Annotated in this window: 24 protein-coding genes and 3 pseudogenes; 12 read left to right on the top strand and 15 right to left on the bottom strand. The window is 58.9% G+C overall.

What is annotated here, in order from left to right:
• Positions 1 to 62: 62 nt before the first annotated feature.
• Positions 63 to 1,109, bottom strand: a complete 1,047-nt coding sequence (locus EDC30_RS06945; protein ID WP_132258084.1) for an NADP(H)-dependent aldo-keto reductase — start codon at positions 1,107 to 1,109, stop codon at positions 63 to 65.
• Positions 1,110 to 1,491: 382 nt separating this feature from the next.
• Between EDC30_RS06945 and EDC30_RS06940 the strand changes: the two genes are divergently transcribed.
• The 5 genes from EDC30_RS06940 to EDC30_RS06920 all read left to right on the top strand — a co-directional run bounded on the left by EDC30_RS06940 (position 1,492) and on the right by EDC30_RS06920 (position 6,186).
• The gene (locus EDC30_RS06940; RefSeq protein ID WP_132258082.1) at positions 1,492 to 2,325 is read left to right on the top strand and encodes an ABC transporter permease subunit; all 834 of its coding nucleotides are present in this window, start codon (positions 1,492 to 1,494) and stop codon (positions 2,323 to 2,325) included.
• A 61-nt stretch (positions 2,326 to 2,386) separates the two neighbouring features.
• On the top strand, positions 2,387 to 3,256 hold the full coding sequence (locus EDC30_RS06935; protein WP_132258080.1) for an ABC transporter substrate-binding protein: 870 nt from the start codon (positions 2,387 to 2,389) through the stop codon (positions 3,254 to 3,256).
• Between the two features lie 65 nt (positions 3,257 to 3,321).
• A complete protein-coding gene (locus tag EDC30_RS06930; RefSeq protein WP_132258078.1) occupies positions 3,322 to 4,446 on the top strand; it encodes an LLM class flavin-dependent oxidoreductase in 1,125 nt (374 codons plus the stop codon).
• 35 nt (positions 4,447 to 4,481) lie between these two features.
• Positions 4,482 to 5,456 (top strand): ABC transporter substrate-binding protein, encoded by a 975-nt coding sequence (locus EDC30_RS06925; protein ID WP_132258076.1) that lies wholly within the window; start codon positions 4,482 to 4,484, stop codon positions 5,454 to 5,456.
• Positions 5,457 to 5,466: 10 nt separating this feature from the next.
• Complete coding sequence (locus EDC30_RS06920) at positions 5,467 to 6,186, top strand: ABC transporter ATP-binding protein (protein ID WP_132258074.1); 720 nt, start codon at positions 5,467 to 5,469, stop codon at positions 6,184 to 6,186.
• Positions 6,187 to 6,509: 323 nt separating this feature from the next.
• On the opposite strand, the gene EDC30_RS06915 is transcribed toward EDC30_RS06920, so the two are convergent.
• The 7 genes and pseudogenes from EDC30_RS06915 to EDC30_RS19710 all read right to left on the bottom strand — a co-directional run bounded on the left by EDC30_RS06915 (position 6,510) and on the right by EDC30_RS19710 (position 10,356).
• A complete protein-coding gene (locus EDC30_RS06915; RefSeq protein ID WP_132258072.1) occupies positions 6,510 to 6,686 on the bottom strand; it encodes a CsbD family protein in 177 nt (58 codons plus the stop codon).
• Between the two features lie 413 nt (positions 6,687 to 7,099).
• Positions 7,100 to 7,255 (bottom strand): annotated as a pseudogene (locus tag EDC30_RS19720) (IS30 family transposase); the annotation flags it as partial.
• A pseudogene (locus EDC30_RS06910) lies at positions 7,256 to 7,426 on the bottom strand (IS30 family transposase); the annotation flags it as partial. It abuts the pseudogene before it with no gap.
• A gap of 163 nt (positions 7,427 to 7,589) precedes the next feature.
• Positions 7,590 to 8,216, bottom strand: a complete 627-nt coding sequence (locus tag EDC30_RS06905; RefSeq protein ID WP_243656679.1) for a trimeric intracellular cation channel family protein — start codon at positions 8,214 to 8,216, stop codon at positions 7,590 to 7,592.
• Between the two features lie 18 nt (positions 8,217 to 8,234).
• Entirely contained in the window at positions 8,235 to 9,539 is a 1,305-nt protein-coding gene (locus EDC30_RS06900; RefSeq protein WP_132258070.1) for a M20 family metallopeptidase, read from the bottom strand.
• Positions 9,540 to 9,845: 306 nt separating this feature from the next.
• Positions 9,846 to 10,097, bottom strand: coding sequence for an SDR family oxidoreductase (locus EDC30_RS19715; protein ID WP_243656687.1), 252 nt, complete (start codon positions 10,095 to 10,097; stop codon positions 9,846 to 9,848).
• Complete coding sequence (locus tag EDC30_RS19710) at positions 10,057 to 10,356, bottom strand: SDR family NAD(P)-dependent oxidoreductase (protein ID WP_243656678.1); 300 nt, start codon at positions 10,354 to 10,356, stop codon at positions 10,057 to 10,059. The genes EDC30_RS19715 and EDC30_RS19710 overlap by 41 nt, the downstream gene beginning before the upstream one ends.
• Positions 10,357 to 10,601: 245 nt before the next feature.
• Here EDC30_RS19710 and EDC30_RS06890 point away from each other — a divergent pair, with 245 nt between their 5' ends.
• Positions 10,602 to 11,105, top strand: a complete 504-nt coding sequence (locus EDC30_RS06890) for a response regulator (protein WP_132258069.1) — start codon at positions 10,602 to 10,604, stop codon at positions 11,103 to 11,105.
• Positions 11,106 to 11,291: 186 nt separating this feature from the next.
• On the opposite strand, the gene EDC30_RS06885 is transcribed toward EDC30_RS06890, so the two are convergent.
• Entirely contained in the window at positions 11,292 to 12,257 is a 966-nt protein-coding gene (locus EDC30_RS06885; RefSeq protein ID WP_243656677.1) for a DMT family transporter, read from the bottom strand.
• A 238-nt stretch (positions 12,258 to 12,495) separates the two neighbouring features.
• Here EDC30_RS06885 and EDC30_RS06880 point away from each other — a divergent pair, with 238 nt between their 5' ends.
• The gene (locus EDC30_RS06880; protein ID WP_132258067.1) at positions 12,496 to 12,963 is read left to right on the top strand and encodes an Lrp/AsnC family transcriptional regulator; all 468 of its coding nucleotides are present in this window, start codon (positions 12,496 to 12,498) and stop codon (positions 12,961 to 12,963) included.
• Between the two features lie 2 nt (positions 12,964 to 12,965).
• On the opposite strand, the gene EDC30_RS19955 is transcribed toward EDC30_RS06880, so the two are convergent.
• The 3 genes and pseudogenes from EDC30_RS19955 to EDC30_RS06865 all read right to left on the bottom strand — a co-directional run bounded on the left by EDC30_RS19955 (position 12,966) and on the right by EDC30_RS06865 (position 15,432).
• On the bottom strand, positions 12,966 to 13,658 hold the full coding sequence (locus EDC30_RS19955; RefSeq protein WP_132258066.1) for an MgtC/SapB family protein: 693 nt from the start codon (positions 13,656 to 13,658) through the stop codon (positions 12,966 to 12,968).
• 617 nt (positions 13,659 to 14,275) lie between these two features.
• Positions 14,276 to 14,410: pseudogene (locus EDC30_RS19700) on the bottom strand (SAM-dependent methyltransferase); the annotation flags it as partial.
• A gap of 119 nt (positions 14,411 to 14,529) precedes the next feature.
• Entirely contained in the window at positions 14,530 to 15,432 is a 903-nt protein-coding gene (locus EDC30_RS06865) for a LysR family transcriptional regulator (RefSeq protein WP_132258065.1), read from the bottom strand.
• A gap of 114 nt (positions 15,433 to 15,546) precedes the next feature.
• On the opposite strand from EDC30_RS06865, the gene EDC30_RS06860 reads away from it, so the two are divergent.
• Entirely contained in the window at positions 15,547 to 16,725 is a 1,179-nt protein-coding gene (locus EDC30_RS06860; RefSeq protein WP_132258064.1) for an MFS transporter, read from the top strand.
• Positions 16,726 to 16,740: 15 nt separating this feature from the next.
• Complete coding sequence (gene dkgB, locus EDC30_RS06855; RefSeq protein ID WP_132258063.1) at positions 16,741 to 17,547, top strand: 2,5-didehydrogluconate reductase DkgB; 807 nt, start codon at positions 16,741 to 16,743, stop codon at positions 17,545 to 17,547.
• 10 nt (positions 17,548 to 17,557) lie between these two features.
• Here the strand turns inward: dkgB and EDC30_RS06850 are convergent, their stop codons facing one another.
• Entirely contained in the window at positions 17,558 to 18,433 is an 876-nt protein-coding gene (locus EDC30_RS06850; protein WP_243656676.1) for an alpha/beta hydrolase, read from the bottom strand.
• Positions 18,434 to 18,659: 226 nt separating this feature from the next.
• On the opposite strand from EDC30_RS06850, the gene EDC30_RS06845 reads away from it, so the two are divergent.
• From EDC30_RS06845 to EDC30_RS06830, 3 genes are all read left to right on the top strand, one after another.
• A complete protein-coding gene (locus EDC30_RS06845) occupies positions 18,660 to 21,500 on the top strand; it encodes an autotransporter outer membrane beta-barrel domain-containing protein (protein WP_165973757.1) in 2,841 nt (946 codons plus the stop codon).
• Positions 21,501 to 21,677: 177 nt separating this feature from the next.
• Positions 21,678 to 22,157, top strand: coding sequence for an FAD synthase family protein (locus tag EDC30_RS06835; RefSeq protein ID WP_132258060.1), 480 nt, complete (start codon positions 21,678 to 21,680; stop codon positions 22,155 to 22,157).
• Positions 22,154 to 23,134, top strand: a complete 981-nt coding sequence (locus EDC30_RS06830) for a glyceraldehyde 3-phosphate dehydrogenase NAD-binding domain-containing protein (RefSeq protein ID WP_132258058.1) — start codon at positions 22,154 to 22,156, stop codon at positions 23,132 to 23,134. Before EDC30_RS06835 ends, EDC30_RS06830 begins: the two co-directional genes overlap by 4 nt.
• Positions 23,135 to 23,141: 7 nt before the next feature.
• Here the strand turns inward: EDC30_RS06830 and EDC30_RS06825 are convergent, their stop codons facing one another.
• Positions 23,142 to 24,176, bottom strand: coding sequence for a LicD family protein (locus tag EDC30_RS06825; RefSeq protein ID WP_243656675.1), 1,035 nt, complete (start codon positions 24,174 to 24,176; stop codon positions 23,142 to 23,144).
• Positions 24,177 to 24,211: 35 nt separating this feature from the next.
• A complete protein-coding gene (gene gyrB / locus EDC30_RS06820) occupies positions 24,212 to 26,722 on the bottom strand; it encodes a DNA topoisomerase (ATP-hydrolyzing) subunit B (RefSeq protein ID WP_132258055.1) in 2,511 nt (836 codons plus the stop codon).
• Positions 26,723 to 26,825 lie beyond the last annotated feature (103 nt).

Raw genomic sequence — 26,825 nt, 5'->3', positions numbered from 1 at the left:
TCATTCTGCCGGACGCAGTGAAAACCACTGGGGGCTTAAGTTGCCCCAGTTCGCAATCCTCGTTACGGCGCAGGGTTCGGGAATTGCTTGTGGATCGCTTCGATTTCATTCAGCAGCTCGTCACTGAGGTTCAGATGAATACTCTGCAAATTCGCTTGCAATTGCTCCAGCGTCGTGGCGCCGATGATGTTGCTGGCAACGAAAGGGCGGCTATTGACGAAGGCCAGCGCCAAATGCGTCGGGTCAATGCCGTGGCGCTGCGCAAGCGCTACGTATTGCGCAGCAGCTTGTTCCGCTTGCGGGTTCGAGTAGCGTGAAAAACGTTCATATAACGCGAGGCGAGAGTTCGCTGGACGGGCGCCATTCAAATATTTTCCTGTCAATACCCCGAAGGCGAGAGGCGAGTAAGCCAGCAGCCCGATGTTCTCGCGGAAGCCAAATTCAGCAAGCCCGATTTCGAACGTCCGGTTGAGCAGGCTGTAGGGATTTTGAATCGAGACGATGCGCGGCAGGCCGAGTTTTTCGGACAAGCGAAGGAATTGCGCCACGCCCCAAGGCGTTTCATTCGATACGCCGATGGATCGCACCTTGCCTGATTTGACGAATTCGGCCAACACGACAAGCGTTTCCTCGATCGCTACAGTCTCTTCTTCGATATGCGTGTAGTTGAGTTTCCCGAATATGTTCACGCTGCGGTCGGGCCAATGCAATTGATACAGATCGATGCGGTCGGTTTGCAGGCGTTCCAGGCTACCGTTGAGCGCTTCAGTCAGGCTTTTTCTATCGAAGTGGTTGATGCCGTCGCGTATATGTTTGGGCTGATGCGGCATGCGGGCAGGGCCGGATGCCTTGGTGGCGACCAGCACGCGATCGCGGTTGCCGGATTTTTTGAGCCACGAGCCCAGGTAGCGCTCGGTCAGGCCTTGCGTTTCTTTCTTCGGCGGCACGGGATACATTTCCGCAGCATCGATCAGATTCACACCATGATCGATTGCAAGGTCGAGTTGAGAATGGGCGTCAGCTTCAGAGTTTTGCTCGCCCCATGTCATCGTGCCGAGCGCAATGTTACTGACCTTTAGATTTGAACCACCAAGTTCACGATACTTCATTTGCGAATTCTTCCCAATGTTGTCCTATCCCGATCGGGCGATCGGAAATGTAGAGACCATATCACTAATGCCAATTCTATGTGAAAGCCGCGCAGCGCTAAACGAACTAATCCGGATATTCATATTACCGTCCCCGGCCAGGCACCGTTCATCACCGATGTTTGCCGCTGCCTGAATTGCGATCGTGATTCCCGCTGGACAGCAGGCAATCGAGGCCTGCTTTATCACGTGCATAGTTCGCGCAGACCTGAACAGTGCGTTCATGTGAACTTGAGCCGTCGCGCCTTAATTCGTTTTAAGGATATCCAAGCGCAAAAAAATTCGTTCTCTCTTTAGCAGCGCAAGCTTAATCTGCGTTCCTTTAGAACTGCACGCGCACATCATGTCCCGCTCCATCGCAACCAATGCCTCGGCCTTTACTTCGCGTCCGCATTTTCGGCTGCGTCTTGCATCCCTTTACCGCAGTCGGCAGTTGCAGAGTTGGCTGTCGACCTTGGTCTTGCTGCTGGCCTGGCATCTGGCTTCGACGTCAGGCTATCTGAATGCGCGTACCTTGCCCGGCCCCTTGCAAGTGCTGGAAACTGCACTCGACCTGACCCTTAGCGGCGCTCTGTTCGAGGCACTTGCCGTCAGCACGGCGCGTGTGCTGGCAGGCAGTATCATGGGCATCCTCGTCGGTCTGTCATTGGGTTTGATCGCCGGCTTCTCGCGCCTTGGCGAAGCCGTGGTCGACAAGCCACTGCAGATGCTGCGCACCATTCCATTCACAGCGTTGGTGCCGCTGCTCATTCTTTGGTTCGGCATCGATGAAACTCCCAAGGTGCTCCTCGTTGCGCTGGGCGTCTTGATCCCACTGTATGTCAATACCTTCAGAGGCATTCGTAACGTCGACATCAAGCTGATTGAAGTGGCACGTGTCGCGCGCATGAGCAGATTGGGAATCGCTACCCGGGTCCTGTTGCCCGCGGCATTGCCAACCATACTGATCGGCTTGCGTTTCGCGCTCGGACTGGGGTGGATCGCCGTGATCGTGGCTGAAACCGTGGGCGCCAATTCCGGCATCGGCTTCCTGCTGAACAATGCCCGCCAGTACGTTCGCACCGATGTGATGCTGGTATGCGTCAGCCTCTACGCGATTCTCGGGCTGGTCACCGATTACGCCGTGAGCCGGTTAGAGAAAGTCTTACTTTCCTGGCGGGTCGTGTACACCGGATGACAAGCGCGCAGACCAGCATCTCACGAAACAAGTTTCTCTCACTATCTCTAAAGGTTGCTCAATGCCTGCATTAATTGTCGGGGCTCATCCCCAGAACATTTCACTCTCGGTGCTTGCGCGTCGCCGTGACTACGTTGAAGACCTCAAGAAAAAAGGTCTCGAGTTCTTTATTTACAGCGCCGGCGCCCATACCATTCCGCTGGTCGAGCTGGGCGTGATTGACATCGCTGGCACAGGCGCCACGCCGCCCATCCTGGCCAAAGCCAAGGGCCTTGATGTCGCGGTGTTCGGCATTTCCGCGCCGCGCTTTGAAAATGGCGGACTATGCGTTCGCGCCGATTCGCCGTTTCACACGATTCAAGACCTCAAAGGCCGGGGCATCGCATTGATGCCGATTTCCTGGCATACCCAATTCACCGCTGTCGAGCTGGCGAATGCCGGCATCGAATGGAAAGAGGTCAACGCGGTCGAGCTGTTGCCGGCGACCGCGCGTGACGCCTATGAGCAAGGCTTGCTGGATGCCGTGGTCTTGACTGACCCGCTGTACTCGCTGGTGGCCGCGAAAGTCCCGACCCGCGTGCTGGCTTCGCCGGGCCAGGCCTTCACCAACCGCTCTGTGTACTGGGCGCCTCATCGTGTCTTGCGCGACCATCCCGACGCTGTGCACACGCTGCTGGTCGCGCTGGCTGAATCAGACCAGCAAACGCAGGAAAACCCTGCCGAAGCCGCCGCCTTGCTGGAGGGCGTGAATGGCCATACGGCAGCGCAATGGCTGGGCGCGATTACCGCCCGTGACTGGGGCGTCAGCCAGCCAGATCCGGGTTTCCTCGCGGAGCAGCAGTCGCACGCCGACATCTTTGCCAGGTTCGGCCTGATCCCGAAGCAGATCGATGTCAGCGACACCGTCGACAGCAGCTTCCTTCCGCTTTGATTCAGGCTGTCGCCATTCCTTTGCAATCGGACACTTTTTTTTAGCACTTTTCAAAGAACGTAATCATGGAAGTACTTTGGTACCTTACCGGCCCTGACGGCCACTATCCCTGGCGGCCCGATGGCGCCCGCCAGCTGACCTATCCCTATTTTCAGCAACTCGCCCGCGCGGTTGACCATCTCGGATTCACCGGCGCCTTGCTGGCGACCGGATCCCATGACGCCTGGGTGCAAGGTTCCTCGCTGATCCCGTTCACCGATAATTTCCAGCATCTGATCGCGGCGCATCCGCAGTTCCTGTCGCCGACCCTGCTGGCAAAGATGATCACCACCTTCGACCAGTTTTCGCGGGGGCGCTTGCGGGTGAACATCGTCAATGGCGACGCCACCCTGATGGCGCAGTATGGCGTGCACCTCAACCACGATGAACGCTATGCCTTCACCGACGAATATCTCACCGTGCTCAACCGCTTGTTGCGCGGCGAAACGGTGACCTTTAAAGGCAAGTACGTCCATGTGGTGGACGCAGGCGTGCCGCTGCCGCCGCAGCAACTGCCGCGCCCGCCCTTGTGGTTCGGGGGATCGTCGCCGGCGGCCCATCAGGTCGCGGCAAAGCATATCGACACCTATCTGTCCTGGGGCGAGACCCCGGCGCAGTTCGCGGCGAAGGTGAAGGAAGTGCGCGCCTTGGCGCGTGAATATGGCCGTGCCGACCAGATCCGGTTCGGCGTGCGCCTGTATGTCATTGTGCGCGAAACCGAGGAAGCCGCCTGGGCCGCCGCCCAGGATCTGTATGACCACATGGATGAGAAATCCATCGAGGGAGCCCAGGCCTATGTGCGCGGCATCGACTCGGTCGGGCAGCAGCGCATGTCGGCGCTGCATGCCGGCGGCAGGAAACCAGCCGATCTGCGCGAACTGGAAATCGAGCCCAATCTCTGGGCCGGCATCGGCCTGGTGAGGCACGGTCCGGGCACCGCACTGGTCGGCAGCACCAAACAGGTGCTGGCAAAGATTCAGGAATATCGCGACGCCGGCGCAGACGTGCTGATCGTATCGGGAATGCCTTTGCTGGAGGAGGCGTATCGCTTCGGCGAACTGGTGCTGCCGCATCTTCCGGTTGAACGCAAACAGGACCAGAGCATCAAGTCGGCGTGGACCAAGGAACGCGACACCGCGTGGAAAAAATAATCACACATTGAAAGCAACTCTGAAAGACCAACCACATGAAACGCAGAACATTCATCATCAGCGCCAGCCTAAGCTTGTTGCTTGGCTTTGGCAACGTCGTCGCGCATGCCCAAAATTCGGCTGACGGCACGGTACGCATCGCCCCGCTGCAAGCGACCAACCTGTTGACACTGGCAAGGCAAAGCGGGCAAGCCGACAAACACTTGAAAACCATTGGCGGCAAGATCGACTGGAAAGCGTCCATGCCTGCCTATGCGCCGACGGCGGAAGTCCTGCGGGGCGGCAGCGCCGACATCGGGTCCGGCAGCGTCACCTCCTTCCTGACAGCCGCCGCGAATAACAAGGACCTGGTCATCTTCGCGGTCGAAAAAGACGACGGCAAGACGCAAGGTATCGTTGCCAATGGCGCCAGCGGGATCAAAAGCATCCCCGACCTGGTGGGCAAAAAAATCGCGGTCAATAAGGGCGGCACGGGCGAATACCTGCTGCGCTTGGCGCTGGCCCGCCATAATATTTCCTATGACAAGGTGACGCCGGTGTATCTCGGCCCGACCGAAGGCGCCACCGCGTTCGCGCAAGGTCACGTCGATGCCTGGGCAGTCTGGGAGCAATTCTTCGCCGCCGGCCAGGCCGTGCCTGGCGCTAAAGTCATCGCCTGGGCCGGCGACATCGGTTCGCTGAACCGCATTGTCCACGTCACGACGCGTGACTTCGCACAACGCAATCCCAAGCTCCTCAAAGCGGTCTATGACGCGCTGGCGGTGGAAGCCCAGGCGATCAAGAATGACCCTTCGCTGATCGCCGCCCTGAACATCAAGGAAGGCATGCCGAAAGATGTCGCCGCGATCCTGCGCAAGGTGCAACCCCAGGCGCTGGCACCGGCCGACGATGCCTTTCTGAAGGAACTGGATGAAGTCGCCACCTTCTATGTGTCGCAAGGCCTGACGCCACAAAAGATCGATGTCAGGGGCTTGACTGTCAATGTCCTGAATCCGCAAGCAAAGCAGTAGCCATCCAGCCATGACGCGCCCCTTGAAAATACAGAAGCTATCCCGCTCATTCGACACGGGCCTCACAGTCCTGCACGACATTGACCTGACGATCCCTCAGGGACAATTCGTCGCCCTGCTTGGCCACAGCGGCTCCGGCAAGTCGACGCTGCTGCGCATCCTTGCCGGTCTGGATGACGGCTATGTCGCCAACCAGATGGCGGTGCCGGAAAATGTCGGGGTGGCCTTCCAGGAATCGCGTCTTTTCCCGTGGCTCAAAGTGTGGCGCAATGTCATCCTTAACCTGAAGGTCGACGATGGACGCAAAACCGCTACTGCAGCGCTGGCGGAAGTCGGGCTGGAATCCAAGGCCGACGCTTGGCCGCTGACCTTGTCCGGCGGGCAGGCGCAACGGGTATCGCTGGCGCGCGCGCTGGCCAGCGAACCGGAATTGTTGCTGCTCGACGAACCCTTCGGCGCGCTGGATGCCCTGACCCGGCGCAGTATGCATTCGCTGGTGCTGAAGCTGTGGGAACACCACAAGCCCAGTGTCTTGCTGGTCACGCATGATGTCGATGAGGCCGCACTCCTGGCGGACCGGGTGTTGGTGCTGGACAACGGCCGGATCGCGGTCGATATCCCCATCGATTTGCCCCGTCCGCGGCGCTCGTCAGACGTGCGGATTGAGCAGATCAAGAGCGAACTGTTGCGTCACCTGGGCGTGGACCAAGAGGCCGGCAGCCCGGCTTGATGAGGCATCCCTGCATGCATTAGCGTGAAGGGTGTTGGATTCAAATGGTTTACCTGTCTGCCAATCCTTGCGTCAGTTTTATCGATCGCTATCGAAGGCCCACGAAGAATCCGAGCCGCCCTATATTCACCGCTGATTCAGCGTATGGGGAAAGACAACCGGCTTAATGCAAGAAGAAATAAAGAAGCACGAGCACGATTGCCGGGACGCCTAGCAACCAGGCCAGAAAATATTTACCCATTTTTACCTCCTCCGGAATGTAAGTAGGAAAAGCTGGCAATTGTCTGCCCGCTTGCCATTAATGGCATTAATGGCGCACCGTATCAATGCGACTTCTTGATCATATCTTTGGCGTCGCCAAAGGCTTTCTGGGTCTTTCCTTCCGCCTGTTTCTCCAAACCTTTTGCTTGCTGTGTTTTGCTGTCGACAAGCTTGCCGGCTTGTTCCTGGACTTTGCCTGCAACGTCTTTTGCCGTTCCTTTGACTTGATCGCGATTCATGTGAGGGCTCCATGAGAAGTTGAGAATTACATAAATAAGGAGCGCAAAATAAATTAAATCGTTCAGTCCATTGCCGCCTGTATTTGATTTTTCGTAATGGCGGATCTGGGACAATGCGGAAGGTGAGTAGTGTCGAAAGATCGCGTTCATCCGTGGGAGCCATTGGCTGTAAAAAGTAGCTGAATCCTTTGGCGCCGCATTTCGGTCATGTCACCCATAATCCCGGATTGCCTGGGCAACCCTTAGTCGACAAGCCGAGAATACGTTCTCTCGGCCTTTAGTCTGGGCTTGCAGGTACATGCTCATATTTCGCCAGTGGCGAACAGCTTCTTTATCGCGCCGTTTGCTCGAAGCGTAGGATCGACCGCGACTGCGGAACGGACTATCCATAACGTCCGCCATCGGTCTTGGATTCAACCGGTCGACGCAACAAGTTGACTGAATCGTTCAGCCGGCGTTTGGTAGTGTAAGGTTTTCCTGGGCCGCTCATTGAGTTTTCTTGCCACCGCATTGAGCTGGGCTTGCGAGTATGCCGATATATCGATCCCCTTTGGGAAATACAGCCTTAACGATATCTCTTCGCGCTCCGCCAGGGTCGATGCCAATGGAGAGCGGCGTCGCTCTGCGGGACGTATGTCGCTTGTCTCCGCCAGAATCCGCTGGACGGATGAGTGCTTCCGGTCGAACAGTTGGACAATCTGTTGGAGGGATTCACCTTTCTTCCAGCGCTCCCACATCATTGCCTTCTGCGTTTCAGAGTAATAAATCCTGGATCTTTGCGTCGTTCGCAACACTCCTCCTGCTTGCGCAGAGTTTAATGTGTTACATCGACCAGTTAAATCCAAGGCCAGAAGGCGACATTTGGCTCATGTGGCTAAGTAGCCCTTTAAGATGCGGCGTTGTTTAGTCGGGAGGTGCCGGTAAATTCCAACTACGGCGGATGGCCAGCATGCGTATTGCGAAGCAGAGAACTGCGCCGATAATCGCCATGATGGCGGATGGCAGCAGCAGCAATTGTCCAATCACCACCACAGTCGCTCCAGCCAAGGCGGCAAGCGCATAAATCTCTGCACGCAGGACGGCGGGAATCTCAGTCAATAGCACATCACGCATCATCCCACCACCGATCCCAGTTAGCATGCCAAGCAATGCTGCCATGGCAGGATTCAAGCCGAAAGCCAGCGCCTTCTGCGTGCCGGCGACGGCGAACAGGGCCAGCCCTGCAGCGTCGAACACGAGCACGGCACTGCGTAGCCGCTCAATCGCCGGATGCCAGAAAAAAGTGAGAACGCCGGCAAGGATCGAGACTGCCAGGTAACGCCAGTCGGTGATTGCGGCTGGCGGAACCGCACCGATCAGCAGGTCGCGGGTAATGCCACCGAAATTTCCGGCAGCGAACGATAACACCATGATTCCGAAAAAATCGAGCCGGTGCTTGGCGCCCGCCAACGCACCGCTGAGCGCAAAGACAAAAGTTCCGACCAAATCGAGAATCAGCACGAGCGTTTTTATCGCCGCGCTGACGTCCAACCCGTGGGTGTTTAACACTTATGCCGCCGATTGTCCGCCTGGCATGGCAGATTCATCTTTGGAAAGCCAGGCCAAAGCGCCGACTACCATCGTTTCCACGCCTGTTTCCAGGGTAGGGTGCAGCACCGGCGCAAAGAATGGACTATGGTTGCTCGGGATCTTGTTGACTTCGCCTGCCGCCTTGGCCTTTTCATAGACGTCGGGATCGATGCCGCCGACGAACCAGAACACCGAGGGCACATGCCACTCAGCACCGAACGAGCCGAAATCCTCGCTGGCCGAGGTCGGCCCGGTTTCCCTCACCCGTTCGGCAGAAAAATGCCGGCGGAACGCATCGGCCACGCGCTGGCTCGCATCTGCATTGTTGACGCCCAAAGGGTAGCTGTCGAGTGTAGTAACCTCCGGGGGCTTGGGCGCGCCAGAGGCGGCAGACTCGGCGTTGACGATCCGCTCGATGGCGGCGAGCACGCGCTTGCGCACGCCCGGATCATAGCTGCGCACGTTCAGCTTGATGACGGCCTCGTCAGGTATCACGTTCTCCTTGGTTCCGGCCTGCAGCGAGCCGATGGTGACCACAGCGGCTTCATTGGGTGAGATCTCGCGCGAGACGATGGTTTGCAGCCGCATTACCGTTGCAGCAGCCATCACCACCGGGTCGATGCTGGCCTGGGGCATCGATCCATGCGCGCCCCGTCCGAACAGGCGGATCTGCAGGCTGTCGGCAGCGGAGGTGATGGTGCCGGTACGGCCGGCAACGTCGCCCGCCGAGCCAACCATGACGTGCTGACCGAGCACGACATCGGGCTTGGGAAAGCGCTGAAAAAGCCCGTCGTCGATCATGGCCCGCGCGCCTTCAGCCGTCTCCTCAGCAGGCTGAAATACCGCCATCAGCGTTCCGCTCCATGCCTGGCGCGCCTGTGCCAGCAAGGTACTGGCGCCGGCAAGCCAAGTCACGTGCATGTCATGGCCGCAAGCGTGCATAACGGGAACCGTCTTGCCTTCCCGATCTGTGGCCTTAACTTTGCTGGCGTAGGGAAGGCCGGTCATTTCTTCTACCGGCAGCGCATCCATGTCGGCGCGGAGCATGACCGTTGGTCCATCGCCGTTTCGCAGCAAGCCCACAACACCGGTCTTGCCGACCCCGGTTGTCACGTCGTACCCAGCCGCGCGTAAGTGCTCCGCCGCTTGGCCAGCAGTGCGGGTTTCCTGCATCGATAACTCAGGATGCGAGTGAATATCAGCGTACAGCGCTTCCAGCTGCGGCAGCAGGTTTTTCAAATTTGTTAGCGCTTGATCGACGGCACGCGCCGGTTGCGTATTCATGCTTGAACTCCTTGGATGGCGACCCGCTGTAGTTCGAGAGTGAAATCTTTCCAATCATGACAAGAAACCTGTTTCGGCCCGCCACCACGAGAGGTGCGACATAGTTTGTTTCCCACCTCACTGGATCGGTACCGCAGAACGCAGATGTGGCGTATCGCCGTCGATCGTCACCAAGCGTGCCTGGGACCACCCCAGCCAGTTCGGGAACAGCGACACGATAGGAAACCAGTTTCCAGGTGCTGCTAAGTTTATCGCGTAACGTCTTTGTCATGATGACTCTCCTGGATTCACACTTGTTCAGGATCGTCAGGAAGAAGTTTGTGCATCGTTGTCGATGGGCAAGACTTGCCCGGAAATCGACTTTCCCGCATCCGACGTCATAAACAAAATCAACGCGGCAATATCCTTCGGATTAACGAAACGCTTGAGGGATTGGACGCTCATTGCGGCCACCCGTTCTTCTTCCAGCGTCTTATGTTCTGCTTCAGCGCGTCCCTGCAACACACGTTCGATGCGATCACCGCCTACCGCACCCGGAGCAACAGCATTGCAACGGATGTTGTACTGGCCCAGTTCGCGCTGCGATTCGGATAGCCGAAGCGCCCGCCGACCGACGACATGATGACGATGCTACCTGCCGCTTCGATATGTCGCAGACGATGGTCTTGAGGCCGGATATGTCTTGCGCTGCGGTTTTTAATGCCTCCGCATTGATGTCGCAGACACAGACATCGGCGCCGTTCGCAGCGAAAGCGCGCGCAATCTCCAGGCCAATTCCGGAGGCGCCTGCAGTAATCAGTACACGTTGAGGCGCCATGTCTGCTTCCTTAGAAGAATTCAATCGACTTGGTGGAAAGGCTTATGCTGTTTTCCTCAAATCTCAAACGAAACCCGGACGATGGGTTAGAGCGCAGAAATCCTGCCAACTTCTACATCACCCCAAGTTGTTTCATATAGGCTGGTTATCCCCAAACAGAAATTCCGCGACCATTACCGCTTCCTTCTAGTGCTCGACGGTGCATATCATGACGGTGCATATCATGATTTTGAAGGACTTCCGGCATGAATGGCTACGAAACTGCACGCAGCTTGCGCGCCCAACCTGGATTCGAGGGACTGGTCTTGGTAGCGTTGACCGGCTGGGGCACGGAAAAATCCCGCGACCAAGCCAAGAAAGCCGGCTTCAACCGCCCAACCGTAGCAGGCGAAAGCGACGCAGAAGTATTCATGACCGACATTTCGCGCCGTCGGCGCCGAGCCGCCAGAGATCAGGAAATCGACACGCAAAGGCGCCACGGCGCAAAAGGCATCATTGCGCATGCGGCGGAAATTGCCGTCGCAAAAAATCTTGCGCTCCACCATGCCGAGTGGAATTTGGGCGCCGATCTTTCGGACAGTAGTTCGCACCGTCTCGATCTGATGGCGGCAGAGCAAATCAGCGCTGGCTATTTTTTAGACCAAGACCTGGTCAGCTATGCGCTCGGCCACAATACGGAATACATCCGCTTGAAACTGCTGCGCATGTTTGATTTGTTTAGTGCTCAGCTGGTGATTAAGGCGGATTGATATAGCGTCTGTAGTGAGATTTCATGCTTTCCTCGCAGCGATATGCGATTTGCGGAAGCGAATGGCAATTATGCAGCTCAGTTCGAACAGTTCAACGACAACGCGGAATAGGCATTGCCATAAGGCAGAAAGCAGCTGCTCAATTCATCTTGACCGGGAGTCGCCATCGGCCAGCAGCAAGCCTTCTCAGGCCTGCGCAACGCGAGTGTAAGTTGCGTGCTTACGTTTTCTGCTTGCCAGCATTACGCCGCCCAGAATGAAACTCAGCCCCACGGCGTGATACAGCTGTGGAATCTCGCCTAATAGCGGCCATGCCACAAGTGTCGCGTGCAAAGGGACCATATACATGGCAATACTGGCACTGGCGGCGCCGCGCAGTGCCACGAGGCGGTCAAAGAAAAAATAGGCGCCCAGGCTAGGTACGATAGCCAGAAAACATAGCGCGATATAGAGGCGGCCATCGCTTAGGTCTGGTCCTGCTCCGCTGACGGTTTCCACCACTGCGAATGGCGCGAGGACGATGGCGCCACCTGCAGCCAGGGCTGCCAATCGCACGGTTCCGGGCAAAGGAGGAAGCAAGCGACGTCGACTGAGGATCGTATATAGCGCCCAGCCGCTTGCGGCCAGTATCACCCATAAATCCCCTTGGCCAAATTGAAGCTCGCTGAGCGTCACAACGTCTCCCTTCGAGAGTACCGCCAACACACCAGCGATGGCCAGCGCCATGCCGCCTATTTGCCGCCTGTCCAGCGACGCTTTCCATATGGTCGCTTCCATGATTGCCACCAGCACCGGGCAGGCGGCGAAGATGAGGGCGACGTTCGCCGCACTGGTATGCCGCGCGCCGATATATTGCGGGGCGACCGCTACTCCCATGCCGAGCGCCGACAGCAACAGGAGTTGCGGCCAGTGAGCCAGCAGCACGTGCCGCCACCGCCATAAGCTTGGCGCGACTGACGGCAGTAGAAACAGGAATGCCAGGGACCAGCGGCCGAAGGCGAGAAACACCGGTGGAATATTGGCGCTTTCCGCCCACCTCGCCGCCACCATATTTGCCGCGAACAGCGCCGGCGTAACCAACATCAGCGACAGTTCGACGACGAAGGGATCTCCTCGATGGCCGGCTGCCGCATGTGCAATTGCTTCTGACACGAGCACTCCTGATTGAATTTTCGGGAGCTGGCATTTCTGCTTTCCCTGGTTGAGGGAAGGCAGGAGAATGCCAGCCTGTTTATGCCTTGTGAGCATGGGAAAATCTTACTGCGGTAGCGTGGGAAAGTGCTTCTTTTATTTGGTGTCTTAAGGCGTTTTCTGAGAAATATTTACTATTAAAGACAAAGTTTGGAGATAAACTATCTTCAAATGGCGAATAAGGGAAAGAAAGTCTGCAATGAAAGAGAATCAGCTGGATGAAACCGACCGTAAAATCCTGCGCACGCTGAGCCGCGACGCCCGCATCAGCAATCAAAAGTTGGCCGAGACGGTGAACCTGTCCCCGACACCTTGCTGGAATCGTGTCAAGGCCCTGGAAGAAGCGGGATTCATCACCGAATACGTGGCGATTCTGGACCAGCGGGCATTGGGACTGCCGGATACGGTGATCATCGAGGTCACGCTCGACCGGCATGATGATGAAGTCTTTGCGCGATTCGGTGATGCGTTGGCCGAGCTGCCGGAAGTGATGGAAGCCTATCTTCTTACCGGCGAGTATGACTACCTGATCAAGGTGGCGGTGTCAGGGACGGAGGGATACGAACGGTTTCTTCGTCAAAAGCTATACAAGCTTCCCGGCATTCGCCATAGCCGGTCGACCTTCGCATTACGCTGCCTAAAGCGCGTGCATTCGGTAACCCCATAAGCTTATCTTACGCCCGATGCCGCAACTTTCAGCGTAATGCTTTGTACGCCCTCGATGGCTTGAAGCTTTGCAGCAAGCGCTGTCATCGTGTCTTTGGGCGCAGCGCGCACGAAAATCAAATCAATCGAATCGATAGATTCGCCACTCCTTAAAATCATTTGTTCTATGGCGAGTCCCATCGCCTCTATCTCGGTTTCGATGCGAGCGAGGGGCATCAAATGCCGGTCGACTTCAATCAGGAAATGGCGACGTTGATTGCGGCCGAAGAGCCGCCGCTCTATCGGCTTGACTAGTGCCAGAATTATCAGAATCAGAACGGTTGTAAACACCGCCGCCAAATACAACCCGCCGCCGACAGCGAGGCCAACAGCGGCAACACTCCAGAGGCTCGCGGCGGTCGTCAGGCCGCGAATGACTTCCTGGCGAAGAAAGAGGATCGTCCCGGCACCGAGAAAACCGATCCCGCTCACGACCTGGGCGGCCACGCGGGAAGGGTCAAGCATGACATGTTCGGAATTGAGGATGTCGGTAAAGCCATAAGCCGAAACAAGCATGACGAGAGCCGACCCCAAAGCGACAAGCATGTGGGTGCGCAGGCCGGCTACCCATTCGAGGCGCTCGCGCTCCAAGCCGACCATCCCGCCGAGAATGGCCGCGACCAGCAAACGAATGGTGATCTCCTGAGCGCTTAGCATGGGCTTGCTCCAATCAAAAATGTTATCTCTGAATCCCTAGCATAGCTTTATTTTGATAGTTTCCAGGTTGCGAGCTTGCAGGGGCACGTTTGCAACATGCTGGATTGGCATGCAATGTTGGCAATGATTTTTGCGGGAAGCAATGAGCAAGTTCACCATATTTTTCTTGCTATTGTCATTGAGTTGGATAAAGGAAATTGCAAAAGAATTTGTGTCAAATATTGAAAGACGTATGCCGACATTTTGGGAGGCAGTGATAGCGGAATATGCGCGATCATGAAAAAGCGCAGCGCGGTGCACGCGATGCCTGCATGAACACAAGGTCCGGATATTCAGATAACCAATTGGCTAGTCGCTGCCGGGTTCAACAGCAAGGATCACGTGTGCGTTGTAGCTTGCTTTGACGAGGACACTCCCCGATCAAAGAAATCAGGCCGTAGATTTAAAAAATGACTGAGTTAGGGTCTAGCGAAAGAAATAAACCATTCGTGCCTGGAAAAGCAGCGGATCATTCCTGCATATGGTTTAGCGTGACGTAAGGCGACTCATTGGTGGATGGTCCATGCTGGGCGAGCAGCGGACATCCGCGCATCCTCCTATCCAGCACGATAGCAAGTTCACGCACCCCAGAACAGGCTGGAAAAGAAGCGTAACGGCCGTACAAAACCTGCCTGTGCCAGAAGATTGAAAACGTTCTCTTCCGAATGCGGAGGATCGGCCCCCTGAAGGATCTTGCCCAATTTCGCCCGGATTTCAATCAGAGGCCATCTGAGGTTCAACCAGGTAACGATGCAGCTTCAGGGCAGGCCGGCGTTGAAACTTACGATATTGATTCCGCTGCCTTGATGGATGCCTTTGCCTTACATGGGCATCAGCCATCGAACGGCCGCTGGCCCAAGGCTTCCACGACGTGATCCACGAAGCAGGTGATGCGCGCCGCCAGCGCGGTATTGCGGTAATAGACCGCGTTGATCGACTGGCGCACTTCCACCGTCTGTTCCGGAAACAGCTGCACCAGCTTGCCGCTGCTGCGGTCTTCTTGCGTCATGAAGTCCGACAGGCAGACGATGCCCAGGCCTGCCAGGGCCAACTGCCGCAGCGTCTCGCCGCTGGAGGAAGCGATCGTCGGCCGGATGCGCATGGTGCTTTCATTCGCGCTGCGCAGCGGCCAGTCGTTCAGCGTCTCGGGCTGGGTGAAGCCCAGCAGCACATGTTGTTCGAGCTCGGCCGGCTCGACCGGCATGCCGTGGCGCTGGAGATAGGCCGGGCTGGCAAGCACGCGCACGCGGCTGGTGCCGACCGGGCGGGCATGCAAGGTGGAATCTTTCAACACGCCGATGCGAAACGCCACGTCGGTGCGTTTTTCGATCAGGTCGGTGATGCCTTCGTTCGAGTTCAGTTCCAGTTCCACTTCGGGGTAGCGGGCGCGAAAGCCTTCGATCAGCGGCACTAGCACATGCAGCATGAAAGGCGTGGCCGCGTCGACCCGCAGCCGCCCGGCCGGACGCTTGCGCCGAGCCGCCATTTGCTCTTCGGCTTCATCGACCGAGGCCAGAATGGCGCGGGCATGCTGCAGGAAAGTCGCGCCTTCCTCGGTCAGCTCCAGCCGCCTCGTCGTGCGACGCAGTAAGGCCGTCTGCAGCTTTTCCTCCAGACGGCCCAGCGTGCGGCTGGTCGCCGAGATCGTCAGCCCGAGCAGTTCCGATGCCGCGGTGATCGAGCCTGTGTCCACCACAGCGACAAAGGCTTGTAATTCATCAAGGGTTGTTTTCATTATTGATTTGAACGCAAAAGAGTTTGCTTCATTCAAGGCTTAATCTGCAAATATAAACCTAGCACAATGCGACTTATCCAGAAACCAAACCATTCCCTATAAAGAAAAGTCGCAATGAAATCCTCTGCTGCTCTATTTGCTCTCGCCATTGGCGCGTTTGCCATCGGCACAACCGAATTCACGCCCATGGGCTTGCTGCCCGTGATCGCCGACGGCGTGCAGGTTAGCATTCCGACCGCCGGCATGCTGGTGTCCGCCTATGCGATCGGCGTCATGGTCGGCGCGCCGGTGATGACCTTGCTGTTCAGCCGCTTCGGCAAGCGCGCGGCCCTGATGGCGCTGATGCTCATCTTCACCATTGGTAATCTACTGTCGGCATTCGCCCCGGGTTACACGACCCTGCTGCTGTCGCGTCTCATCACCAGCCTCAACCACGGTGCCTTCTTTGGCATCGGCGCCGTGGTGGCGGCGAGCGTCGTGCCAAAAGAAAAACAGGCCAGCGCGATCGCGGCCATGTTCATGGGGCTGACCGTGGCCAACGTGGGCGGCGTGCCGGCGGCGACCTGGATCGGCCAGCAGGTGGGCTGGCGCCTGGCTTTCGGCGGCACGGCCATGCTGGGGCTGGTCTCCATCGCCGCGCTCTGGCTGGCGCTGCCCAAGGGCGAGCCCGGCACGCGTCCGGATGCGCGCCGCGAGCTGAAGGTGCTCACGCGTCCTGAAGTGCTGCTGGCCATGGGCACCACCGTGCTGGGGTCCGGCGCCATGTTCGCGCTCTATACCTACGTGGCGCCGGTGCTGGCCGACATTACCCATGCCAGTCCGAGCTTCGTGGCATTTGCCCTGGTGTTGATCGGCATCGGCTTCACGCTGGGGAACAGCCTCGGCGGTCGCCTGGCCGACTGGTCGCTGGATGGCGCTACCAAGCTCATTCTCGCTGTGCTGGCGATCGTGATGACCTTGCTGCCCCTGGTGATGACGACCCATATCGGCGCAGCCATCGCGCTCGTGATCTGGGGCGCTGCCGCGTTTGGCATCGTGCCGCCGGTGCAGATGCGCGTCATGCAGGCAGCAGCCCAGGCTCCCGGTTTGGCTTCATCCGTCAACATCGGCGCATTCAACCTGGGCAATGCAATTGGCGCAGCCCTGGGCGGCGCGGTCATCAGCCAGGGCCTGGGCTATGCCAGCGTGCCTTTGGTCGGCGCGGCGCTCGCAGCCGGCGGCCTGGGGCTGGTCTGGATCGGCAACACCGGTCGCCAGCGGAACTCGGTTTCATCTTCCACGTCTTCCATTTAACCAAGGAGTCTTTTAATGAGTCATATCCCATCTTTTGGCGTCGGAACCTTTCGCCTGAAAGGCCAGACTGCGCTCGATTCGGTTCGTAACGCGCTGGAAGTCGGTTACCGCGCAATCGACACGGCACAGATCTATGGCAACGAGGCCGAAGTCGGCGAAGCCATTGCCCAAAGCGGCGTCAAGCGCGCCGAGCTGTTCGTGACCACCAAGATCTGGACCGACAGCTACGCCAAGGCCAAGCTCGTGCCCAGCCTGCGCCAGAGCCTGGAAAAGCTGCGCATCGATTATGTTGACCTGACGCTGATCCACTGGCCGGCGCCAGGCAACGGCGTCGAGCTGCCTGAATACATGGAAGCGCTGGCCGAAGCCAAGGCCCTCGGCCTGACCCGCCAGATCGGTATTTCCAACTTCAACATCGAACTGACCAGGCAGGCCATCGCCGTGGTCGGCAAGGGCGAGATCGCCACCAACCAGATCGAGCTGAGCCCGTATCTGCAGAATCACAAGCTGACGGCTTTTCTTAATGAGCAGGGCATTACCGTGACGTCCTACATGACGCTGGCCTATGGCAAGGTGCTGCATGACCCGGTGCTGGCCAAGATCGCCGGCAAGCATCAGGCTACGGTGGCGCAAGTGGCGCTGGCATGGGCGCTGCAGCTGGGCTATGCAGTGATTCCTTCCTCGACCAAGCGCGAGAATCTGGCCAGTAACCTGTTGGCCCGCAACATCAAGCTCGATGCCGAAGACATGGCGCTGATCGCCACGCTGGAACGCAATGGCCGCGAAATCACCCCCGCGGGCTTGGCTCCGGTGTGGGATTAATGGACGCTCGTCAGCGACTCGGCGCGGCGCTAATCGCTGAGTTGCGGCCGGCCTCAGATTGAGGAAATGCCTGTAAGGCCAGCACAGGCCATTGTTCCACCCAGCAGCAGGTATGGGAAAAGCCGTCCACGCTACGGATAGCGGGCCGGCGAGCCTGGGGGAAGCGGGCGGCATACGACGCCGCTACTTGCGCAGTGATATTGGCATCCCTTGCGCCGACGAAGTGAAGCTGCGGGACATCCTGCAGTGCATCCCATGCGTCGGCGGGATTGAGCGAACCATCCAGGGGCGGCACGCCATGCAGGCGCGTCCAGGCCTGGTGATCGAGGTTGCCGGCCACGGTTACCAGGCGAACCACATCCTTCCGTCTTGCCGCCACCAGCGCCGCCACCGCGCCGCCGCCGGAATACCCGACCAAGGCAAGTCGTGCGACGCCATAATGCGCCTTGAGCGCGTCGATTGCCTGATTGCTTGCCGCGATCACCTGGGGGGCGAAACGGCGGCTGGTCCAGAAATCGGTGTCACAACCGCGTCTATCCTCACCTTCCACAAACTGACATGGACGTGCCAGATAGGCGACGCTGCCGTGCGGATGGCGCAGCGCCAGTTCGAGCGCCAGCGGTCTACGCGGCGTCGGATCCCCCGAAGCTTGCGACCGGGTCAGCCAGGCCAGTCCATCGCCTTCGATATAGATCGTCAAGATTTGGCCAGCGGTTGCCGGAGTGGCATATGCAGCCAGCGTGAATTCGCCCGTTCGCAGGCGCATCGGCTTCCAGCCATGCGCAGCAGCCAGGGCATCGGCGTCTTGCCGCCGTACGGCGGGATCGAGATTGACGCACGCAGTCAGCGTGCAAAACATCAGCAGGGGAATTTTTTTTGCCAGCACGAAAGCATTGTAAGCGGAGAACTTTACAAAAATTTACCTATGATGCATTGAGGCAACAAATTCTCTGTGGCAACATGGAAATCCTGTCTCGTATTTACTGCGTTAGATAAAATTCGCCCTCTGTTCAATACAGCTGATCTGTAATTCTCCCGTTGGAAGCTCCATGCAACATCACGCACCAGTTATTTTTCGTAGTCATTCCGATAATTTTTCCGGCGTATCAACAATGAGCAAGGCGCAGCATCTGTTGCCGTCATCCCGCAAGAGGCTGACTACCGCCGTGCTCATGGCATTGAGCGCGATGGCGGCCGCGCCCGCGATGGCAGTGCCAAGCGATGACTTTAATTGCATGTGGGGCAATAGCGCACTTGAGACCGTCAACGATACCCGCACGTTGAAGTGCCGCCTCGGTGAATATCCTAGTTCGGCAACCAGCCTGCATGTCACGTCAACCGGACTGATCCAGGTGGCCGGGGACACTGGCGTCGTGCTGAACGCGAGCGGTACCGCGCTTGGCAGCATTCTGAACGAAGGTGAAATTTCCGCTACCGGAACCGCAGGTCAAAGCGCTGCCATGCCAGCGACGTCGGCAACTGCTGGTGGGTCTGCCAATGGCATCAGCATGCTATCCGGCACAATTACAGATATTACCAACAGCGGTACTGCCATCCGCGGCACCGGCGGCAATGGTGGCGGTGGTGGTGGCACCATGATGAGCGGCGCTAATGGCGGTGATGGCAACGGCATCCGTGCGGCAAACGGCACGATCGGCAACCTCACCAACAGCAGCACGATCGCTGGCAGCGGCGGCAACGGCGGCAGTACTGTCATGGCGGGTCCCGGCAGCGGCGGCAACGGTAGCGGCATTTACCTGACGTCCAGCGCCACGCTCACCACGCTTGCCAATACCGGTACCATTTCCGGGATCGGCGGCAATAGCGGCTCTGCAGCGGGCATGAGCGCAAGCGCCGGCACCGGCACCGGCATCAGCCTGACAAGTGGCGCCACACTGACTACCCTCACCAACAGCGGCACGATTTCCGGGATCGGCGGCAGCAACACCGGCATAGGTACCAGCGGGACAGGTAAGGGCATCAGCGCTGTCAACAGCACCATCGGCACACTGACCAATGACGGCACGATTTCTGGCACCGGCGGCACCGTTGGAATCGGCGGCGGTGTTGCTGGCGCCGGCTATGGTCTTGCCATCGATAACAGCACCGTCGACGCGATCATTAACAACGGCGTCATTTCCGGATCGACCGCCGCGATCAGCCTCACTGGCACCACCACCGTCACCAATGGCATTACCAACACCGGCCAGATCAACGGTAACGTGTTCCTGAATGGCGCCACGCTCAACCTCAACGGCACCACCGGCAGCGTGAGCGGCACCGTGCAAGGCATAGCCGGCTCGACCGTCAACGTCAACGGCACCTTCACTTCCGGCAATACTTTCAACGTCGGCACCTTCAATATCGCCAATGGCGGCAGGTTCACCATGGGGCATGGGGTGACGACGAGCGCTGGCGTGAACAACGCCGGCACCCTGGCTGTCGCAGCCGGCAACACCGTTACCATCATCGGCGACTACACGCAGGCAGCAAGCGGCCAGTTCGAAACCGGCCTGAGCGACGCCAATACCTATGGCAAGCTGATTGTCACCGGCACCGCTGACCTCTCGGCCAGCAACAAGATCAACGTCAATGTCGTGGGAGCGCCAGCCTTGGTCGCCGGCACCAGCGCCCAGCCCGGCGTGATTTCGGCAGCTACCCTGAACGCCGGTCCTGCACTTACCGTCACCGACAATAGCGCACTGTTCGACTTCATCGCCACCAAGAATGGCAATGCCATCGACTTGTGCGTCGCCCATGCCGGCAGCACCACCTGCTCGGCGACCCCGGATCCGGCACCCACACCGACGCCCGCTCCGGCCCCGTCCATTACCGTCCTCAGCAGTGTCACCAATACCCGGAACACGCCGGGCCTCGGCGCCGCACAGGTGTTCGACAATCTGATCGCGCAAGGCAATACCGTCGCGGCGCCGATGGTCCCGATCATCACCGCGCTGGGCACGCTGCCGACCGAGCAAGCCGTGTCGGATGCGGTCAGGCAGACCCTGCCGCTCATGACCGCCGGCATGGCGGAAGTCAACTCCGCTGCCTTGCAAGCCACCAACCGCGTGATTCAGTCGCGCCAGGAAGCCAACCGTGGCCTGTCTTCCGGCGATGAATTCATCGGTGATCGCCAGATCTGGTTCAAGCCGGTAGGTTCCTGGGCGCGGCAAGACGACCGCAATAATGTGAGCGGTTACAAGGCCGATACCTACGGCATGGTATTCGGCGTGGACCGCGTCGTCTCCGACCAGGTGCGTCTGGGCGGTGCGTTCTCCTACATGCACAGCAGCGTCGACAGCAATACCGGCATGCAGCACGCCACCGTCGACGGTTACCGCCTGATCGGCTACGGCAGCTACAGCCTCGATCCGCGCACCGACCTGAGCTTCCAGGCTGACGTCGGCACCGGCCGCAACAAGGGCAACCGCGCCATCAACTTCGGCGGCTTGAACGCCGTCGCCACCTCCAGCTACAGCAGCTGGAACGCGCACGTCGGCGCCGGCTTGGGCCGCATCTTCGATATCGATGCCAAGAGCACTTTTACGCCATCGGCACGGATCGATTACACCTATATCCGGGATAACGCCTATACCGAAACGGGGGCGAATGCGCTCAACCTGAACGTGGCAAAGAACAGCACCGACGAACTGATTCTCGCAGTCGACGGCAAGCTGAACTACGCGGTGTCCCGTTCCACTATCCTCTCCGCCAACCTCGGCGGCGGATACGACGTCTTGTCCAGTCAGTCGTCGATCAACGCCGCCTATGTCGGCGGCGGCGGGCAATTCGTCACCAGGGGGCTGGATCCCTCGCCGTGGCTTGTGCGCGGCGGCCTTGGCTTGACTGTCACGAACGGCAATGCGATGGAGGTCACCGCACGCTATGATATCGAGCGCCGGGATGGCTTTGCCAACCATACGGCTTCGGTCAAGCTGAGAATGCCCTTCTAAGCGGCCTGGTACTTTGTCAGTTGATCAAGGGCGCCTGCAGGCGCCCTTTTTCCATGGCAGGTCGGAACTGTTTCCAGCATGATTTGTCTGCCGTGGGCCAAGGATGCATCCCTGTCGAAGCCAAATCCGGCCTGGCATTCATTCAACACACCGATCTGAAAGAAGATGGATTCAAGCATGATGAAAGAGCACGAACCAATACCGCCGGCATTGCCTGCACGTGGGCTGGCGGTCGGCGTGTTCGACCTCTTTCATGTCGGTCATCTGCGCTACCTGCAATTCATTCGCGCGCGTTGTCAGACCCTGGTTGTGGCGGTGACGCGGGATGCTACCGTGCTGGAGAAAAAACAGCGTCCCACCGTGGTGCCTGAAACGCATCGCATCGAAATCGTGCGTGGTCTCGGCTGGGTGGATGAAGTCTTGCCGCAGCCTGCCAGCCTGGATGATGTCGAGGCAAGCGAGCGCTGGATAACTGCACTGCAAATCGACCATGTCTTTATCGGCGAAGACTGGCGCGGCAGCCCGCGCTGGCAAAGGCTGGCGCCGCGCCTGCAAGCCCAGGGTATCGGCTTAAGCTGGACGCCGCGCACCGAGGAAGTGTCGACCTCGGCCTTGCGCGAACGTATTCAATACGGCGGCAAGCCGGGCGACGAATGATCAGCGCCGGACTGAACGGACTGGGCCGCTTCGGCCTGCATCTGTTGCGGCGCTGGCTGGACAAGCCGGAATCGCCGGTGCGCATCGTCGCCATCAATGATGCCTATCGCTCGCTGGATGCGGCCGTAACGCTGCTGCGCACCGATGCCAAGGTGTCATTCGCGGATTGCGACGTGAGCGCAGAAGGTGAGACGATGGTCATCGCCCGGCGCGGACAGCCGGCGGTGCGGCTCGCCTATACGCATGGACCCGCCGCGCAAGCAGGATGGCGCGGACAAACCGAGTGGTGGCTGGAGTGCTCCGGCCAACATACGGCGGCGCATGAATGCCGCGAATTTCTGACCGGCCGCACACGGCGCGTGATCGTCTCGGCCACCTGCGTGGATGCGGACCAGACGCTGGTCTATGGCTATAACCACGACTCACTGGATCCGGCAGCCCAGGTCATTTCCTACGGCTCATGCACGGTCAATGCCTTTGTGCCCTTGGCGCACTGGCTGCATCGGCTTCATGGCGTGGCGGAAGCCGAAGTCGGCGTGATTCATAACGTGCCGCAGCATAAGCTGGCTGCGCACCCGCAACCGGAACGCCGCGCGTGCACGCTGCAATACATGGGCCCGCGCCTGCTTCCCTTTCTTGAGCCAGAGCGATTCCATGTGGATTATGTGTTGATTCCCTACACTGGCGTGTCGCTGATCGATTTTCGCTTTCGACTTGCCTCGCCGGCTAAGGAAGCAAGCTTGCTCGATGCGCTGGAGGCAGCTTGTCGCGCCGGTGAGTTGCAGGGCTTGTATCGTCTTGCCGATGAAGACAGCGACCCGGCATCATGGGCCATGAGTCCCGAATCGGCCATTCTCTTGCGGCCGCGCATCCGGCTGAGTGGCGACAGGCTCTTTCTGCCTGCCTATTTTGATAATGAAAATTCCGCCACGCGCTACCTGGACCTGCTGGAATACCTCGCATTGCGCGGCGCCTGACGAGGTATCAGGGCGTGCCGATCGTCGCCAGGTGCGTTTCCAGCGTCTTCGCGGCGCGCAGCATGAGCGGATCATCCGGCGTGTGGCGTTCAAGCACCAGGCGCGTCAGGCGCACCGCCTTTTCCCAATAGCCGTTCAGCCACGCATTGCAGATACGTGAATAGGCATACCACTGGGTGAGAGAAGAAAATCCGACCAGATTCCAGGCGCCGATGATGGTGTCGAAAGCCGGGTCCGGAATGCGCCATGCCTTGCCGTAGATCGTCTCCAGCCACTGTTCCGGATTCTGCAATTGCCATACATCGCCCGCCGGACCCGGGCGCAATGCCAGCTGCAGCGGACCCGGGAAACGGGTAATGCGCTGCCACTCCAGCGGAACCCCATTGTTGATCCAGAAGCCGCCCACCAGATTCGGGCCAGCCCCTTCGGTTTGCAGGCCGCACAGGTCGAGCACCACGTCGGCCTGTGGGTGATGGCAAACGACCATGTTATCGATGGTGAAAGGCAGTGTCGTCAGTAACCAGCCATGATGCAGTAGAACGTCCCGGGCCCTGGGCAGATCTTCGACCATCACCCCGAGATCGATGTCCTTATCGAAAGGCAGCAACCTGCCGTCGCGCACCAACCCAAGCAGCGTGCCGGCATGGGCGAAGGCGCGCACGCCGCCGGCGGCGAGTTGCGCAAGCGCCTGCCACAGCAATTCTTCGATGCGCGGGTGGACGAACTTTTGCGAGACCGGCTGCGGGTTATAGACGCGTGGCGCATCGCATAGCGCGTCGACGGCCTGGCGCAGGGCCGCCACGCCCAGGTCTATCTTGAGTTGATGCAGATAGGCTGTTCCGAGGAAGAACAGCCAGTAGGGACGCAACACGGAATTGACAGCCGGTGCGGCAAGCAGGTCTTCGCAGACCTGTTGTACAGCGGCTGGGTGCCCCAGGTCCAGTCCCAGCTCGCACCATGCGCGTACATCGTCGGGCGAAAGCACGCCGCCTTGCTGAAGGCGGCGGGTAAGGGCTTGAAATTCCGTGGCCTGGGAGTCCACGTTCTCGCGCACTCTTTAGGAGAGTTGAAACAACATCAAACGTCGATATTCCCCGCCTGCAGCGCATTGGTTTCGATGAAAGCACGGCGCGGTTCCACATCGTCACCCATCAGTGTGGTGAAAATCTGGTCGGCGGCAATCGCATCCTCGATCTGCACCTTCAGCAGGCGGCGCACGTTCGGATCCATCGTGGTTTCCCACAGCTGTTCCGGATTCATTTCGCCCAAGCCCTTGTAGCGCTGTTTGGAAACGCCGCGCTCGGCTTCATCGCGCAGCCAGTCCATTGCCTGGCGGAAGCTGGAGATAGCGATTTCCTTGGCTTTCTCACCGGCGCCGCGGCGCACCAACGCGCCTGGTCCGATCAAGCCCTGGAAGGTGGCTGCCGCATTGGAAAGGATCGCGTAATCCGGGCCAGTGACGAAATCGGCATCCATCACGCTGATCTTCAGGTTGCCATGCTGACGGCGCTGGATGCGCAACTGGTGCTTATCCGACAGTTCATCAGACTTCACCGTTACTTCCACGGTCGGATCGTTGATCGCTTTGACCAGGGTCTTGGCCGATTCCTCCGCGCCTTCCAGCGTGTCGAGGTTGAGCTTCACACCGGTGGCAATCGCGATCAATGCCGCTTCATCCATGGTGCGCGACAGGCGCAGGATGATGCTGTTGGCGGTGTTGTACTGGCGCACGATTTCTTCCAGCGCGCTGCCGGTAATCGGTTCGGCGCCTTCACGCGGAATCACGGCGGCATCGTGCAGGGCGATCTGCATCATGTACGACGCTTCCTCGATGTCATCCTTGAGGTAACGCTCGTCGCGACCGTGCTTGACCTTGTACAGCGGCGGCTGCGCGATGTACACATGGCCGCGCTCGACCAGTTGCGGCATCTGGCGATACAGCAGGGTCAGCAAGAGCGTACGGATGTGCGCGCCGTCGACGTCAGCATCGGTCATGATGATGATGCGGTGGTAGCGCAGCTTCTCGACATTGAATTCGTCCGGGCCGATGGAGGTGCCCAGCGTGGCGATCAGTGTGGTGATCTGTTCGGAAGAGAGCATCTTCTCGAAACGCGCCTTCTCGACGTTCAAGACCTTGCCGCGCAGCGGCAGGATCGCCTGGAACTTGCGGTCGCGGCCTTGCTTGGCCGAGCCGCCTGCGGAGTCACCCTCGACGATGTACAGTTCGCACTTGGCCGGGTCGCGTTCCTGGCAATCGGCCAGTTTCGACGACAGGCCCAGGCCATCCATGACGCCCTTGCGGCGCGTCAGGTCGCGTGCCTTGCGGGCGGCTTCGCGCGCGCGGGCCGCTTCGACGATCTTGCCGCAGATGATCTTCGCGTCATTCGGTTTTTCCATCAGGTAGTCGGTCAGCGTCTTGGCGACGATTTCCTCGACCGGGCCGCGCACTTCGGAAGATACCAGCTTGTCCTTGGTTTGCGAGCTGAACTTCGGCTCGGGCACCTTCACCGACAACACGCAGGTCAAGCCTTCGCGCATGTCATCGCCGGAGATTTCGACTTTGGCTTTCTTTGCCAGCTCGTTTTCTTCGATGTACTTGTTGATCACGCGGGTCATCGCCGCGCGCAAGCCGGTCAGGTGCGTGCCGCCGTCGCGCTGCGGGATGTTGTTGGTGAAGCACAGCACTTGTTCGTTGAAGCTGTCGTTCCACTGCATCGACACGTCCACCGAAATATTGGTGTTCTGGTCCGACATCTTTTCGCCGGTAGCCTGGAACACGGTCGGATGCAGGACGTTCTTGGCCTTGTTGATGTATTCCACGAAGCCGCGCGTGCCGCCTTCGAAGGCGAAATCCTCTTCCTTGCCGGTGCGCTGGTCGGTCAGCTTGATATGCACGCCATTATTCAAGAAGGACAGTTCGCGGATACGTTTGGCCAGGATGTCGTAGTGGAATTCAACATGCGTGAAGATTTCTTCGTCGGCCCAGAAATGCACTTCGGTGCCGCGCTTGTCGGTGTCGCCGATGACCTTGATGGGAGAAATCTGTACGCCATCCTGCACTTCCAGCTCGCGGTTCTGCACCACGCCCCTGGCAAATTCCATGGTGTGCGTCTTGCCGTCGCGGCGAATGGTCAGCTTCAGCATCTTCGACAGCGCGTTCACGCAGGACACGCCCACGCCGTGCAAGCCGCCCGATACCTTGTAGGCGTTCTGGTCGAACTTGCCGCCGGCATGCAGCTCGGTCATCACGATTTCGGCGGCCGAGCGCTTGGGCTCGTGCTTGTCATCCCACTTGATGCCGGTGGGGATGCCGCGGCCATTGTCGGTGATCGAAATGGAATTGTCGGCGTGGATGGTGACGTGGATTTCCGAGCAGTGGCCGGCCAGCGCTTCGTCGATGGAGTTGTCCAGCACTTCGAACACCAGGTGGTGCAGGCCGGTGCCATCGGAAGTGTCGCCGATGTACATGCCAGGGCGCTTGCGGACGGCTTCCAGGCCTTCGAGAATCTGAATCGAAGACGCGCCATATTGCTGGGCTTGTTGCGGCTCGCGCGGGGTTTCCGGAGTTTCTTGCGGTAGTGCGGACATGGCTGCCTTTAAAAAAACTGAGCAAAAACTGACGACAAAAAGAACGATTTACTGCTTTTTTGCTACTTTAAAAATGTGGCAAAGGGGCGCTGACCTGCCGCAC

Origin of the sequence: Paucimonas lemoignei (assembly GCF_004342585.1) — a bacterium.
GTDB classification, from domain to species: Bacteria; Pseudomonadota; Gammaproteobacteria; order Burkholderiales; family Burkholderiaceae_D; genus Paucimonas; species Paucimonas lemoignei.
This window is presented reverse-complemented; position numbering and strand designations above follow the sequence as displayed.